The organism is Gemmiger formicilis, assembly GCF_016901605.1.
Lineage (GTDB): Bacteria > Bacillota > Clostridia > Oscillospirales > Ruminococcaceae > Gemmiger > Gemmiger formicilis_B.
In genome coordinates this window covers 1-2,803 of the sequence record NZ_JACJKP010000260.1, presented here as the reverse complement: position 1 = coordinate 2,803, position 2,803 = coordinate 1, and the positions used below count along the sequence as shown (strand labels likewise).

At 61.6% G+C, this 2,803-nt stretch carries 1 protein-coding gene and 1 pseudogene; both read right to left on the bottom strand.

Annotated elements, in window-relative coordinates; all coding sequences use genetic code 11:
- The coding region (ftsY, locus tag H6B10_RS13845) for a signal recognition particle-docking protein FtsY (RefSeq protein WP_204652138.1) at nucleotides 1–866 on the bottom strand (866 nt) is incomplete at its 3' end.
- 16 nt (nucleotides 867–882) lie between these two features.
- Nucleotides 883–2,803: pseudogene (locus H6B10_RS13840) on the bottom strand (chromosome segregation protein SMC); the annotation flags it as partial.

Sequence of the window (2,803 nt, the reverse complement as noted above, 5' to 3'; positions counted from 1 at the left end):
CGGATGGGCAGACCCAGGTTTTCCCACACGCTGACGGCACAGCCGCCCTTGGGGGTGCCGTCCAGCTTGGTGAGCACCACGCCGGTGGCACCGGCAGCCCGGCAGAATTCCTCCGCCTGGCTGATGGCATTCTGGCCGGTGATGGCGTCCAGTACCAGCAGCACTTCCAGGCTGGCTTCGGGGCTGGCCTTCTTGACGCTGCGGGAGATCTTGCCCAGCTCGTCCATCAGGCCCTTCTTGTTGTGCAGACGGCCCGCCGTATCGGCAATGACCATGTCATAGCCTTTGGCAGAGGCGCTTTTCACCGCATCAAAGATGACAGCGGCGGGGTCCGCCCCCTGCCCTGCCTGGACCAGCGGCACACCGGCCCGGTCCGCCCACAGTTCCAGCTGCTCGCTGGCAGCCGCGCGGAAGGTATCACCGGCGGCCAGCATGACCCGCTTGCCCTGTTCCTTATACAGATGGGCCAGCTTGGCGATGGTAGTGGTCTTGCCCACACCGTTGACGCCGATGACCAGGATCACCGCCGGGTGACCGTCCAGTTCCAGCGGATAACGAGGGGTCAGTTCCTGGCAGATGATGCCGCGCAGGGCGTCCAGGGCTTCCTCGCCGGTTTTGAGATGGTTCTTTTCCACCTCGTCCCGCAGCTCGTCCACCAGGCGGACGGCACAGACAGGGCCCACGTCGGCCAGGATCAGCTGTTCTTCCAGATCGTTGTACAGGTCGTCGTCGATCTGGCAGTTGGTCAGGGTGTTGAGGATGTTCTGGAAGAAGCCGGTACGGGTCTTTTCCAGACCGCGCTGGATCTTCTGCTGTTCTTCAAATTCCTTTTCGGAGATATCGCGCTTCTTTTTAAAGAAAAACATGGGGTCCTCCTTCAGGTCAAGAAATCAGGTCGGCACTGACATTCTCGAGGTCGAGACGCAGGATCTTGGAAACGCCGTCCTCCTGCATGGTAACACCGTAGAGTACATCGGCGGCTTCCATGGTGCCGCGGCGGTGGGTAATAACGATGAACTGGGTATGTTCGGTCATACGGCGCAGATACTGGGCGTAGCGGTTGACGTTCACGTCATCCAGCGCTGCTTCGATCTCGTCCAGGATGCAGAAAGGCGCCGGGTTGACGTTGAGGATGGCAAAATAGATGGAGATGGCCACCAGTGCCTGTTCGCCGCCCGACAGAGCGCTGAGGTTCTTGATGACTTTGCCCGGGGGCGAGACTTCGATCTCGATGCCGGATTCCAGTACATTGCTCTCGTCGGAAAGGTAAAGCTTGGCGTGACCGCCGCCGAACAGTTCCCGGAAGATATGGCCGAAATGACGGTTAATCTCTTTGAACGAGGTAGTGAACAGTTCCTCCATCTCACTGCAAAGCTCGGCGATCATCCGGGTGAGTTCGGCTTTTGCCTTTTCCACATCGGTGACCTGGGCTTTGAGGAAGTCGTACCGCTCCTTGACCTCTTTGTATTCGTCGATGGCGCCCACGTTCACATTGCCCAGGGCGCGGATCTTCGAGCGGGTCTCGGCCACCTGGCGGCGCAGCTCGGTGAGGGATTCAAAGGGCACGCAGAGTGCCTTGGCCTCGGTATCGGTGAGCTGGTATTCTTCCCACAATTTTGTGTTGGTATCATTCAGTTCGTTTTCGGCGGCGGTGCGGCGTTCGGCCAGGCGGGCCATTTCGCCGCTCATCCGTTCCCGCTCGTCGGTCAGGACGCGGTTTTCCTGGGCCAGTTTGGCGGAAGCCGCTTCGGTTTCCATCCGGGCCGCGTTGGCGTTGCGGATAACTTCCTCCGCTGCGGCGATTTTCTGCTGGTTCTCCCCGCGGGCGCGTTCAATCTCGGCAATTTTCAGCTGATTGGCCTCGATCTGGGCCTTGGCCGCCTGAATGGCGGACTGCAGTTCCCGGACCCGGGCTTCGGTCTCGCCGGTGCGGCTCTGCAGGCTTTCCAGAGAAGCTTCGTGCAGGCCAATGTCCTTTTCGTCGGCCAGGCGCTGCATCTGCTTTTGGGAAAGTTCTTCGGTAATGGCTTCCCGCTCGGCGCTCAGGGAACCGGCACTCTCGCCCAGTTGGGCCAGTTCGGCGGTGTACTGTTCCAGTTCCTCCTCCGCCTTCCGGCGTTCGGCCTCGGCCGCGGCGTACTCTGCCTCACTGGCGGCGCGGGCCTGCTGCTGAGCTTCCACTTCGGCCTGCAGGGTCCGCAGGGTTTCGCCGTACTGGGCCACCGCTGTATTCAGACGGTCCAGATCCAGGCTTGCCCGCAGGCGCTCGGAAGCGGCGGTCATGCCCTCGGCTTCGGCACCGGACAGCTGAGCGGAGAGGTTATCCACCTCCGCCTTGCGGGCGGCCAGTTCCTTTTCCGCTTCCCCATGCTTTTCGTCCAGTTTTTTCAGTTTGCTGCGCAGTTCATCCAGTTCCTGCTTGCGGCTGAACACGCCCACACTGCGGGCAGTGGAACCGCCGGTAAAGGAACCGCCTGCGTTGATGACCTGACCATCCAGCGTGACAATGCGGTTGCGGTAACCCAGGTTGCGGGCCACGGCGGAAGCCTCGGTCAGGTCCTCCACCACGATGATGCGGCCCAACAGATTATCGATGATATGCTGGTACTTCGGGTCGGTGGTGACAAGGTCGGCGGCCACTTCGGCGGTGCCGGTCAGGCGGCCGGTGAACCGGGAACCCTGGACGGTATCCAGCGGCAGGAAGGTGGCGCGGCCTGCCCGTTCCTCTTTCAGGAACGCGATGGCGGCCCGGGCGCAGCCCTGGTCCTCCACCACGATATTTTGCAGGGCAAAGCCCAGCGCC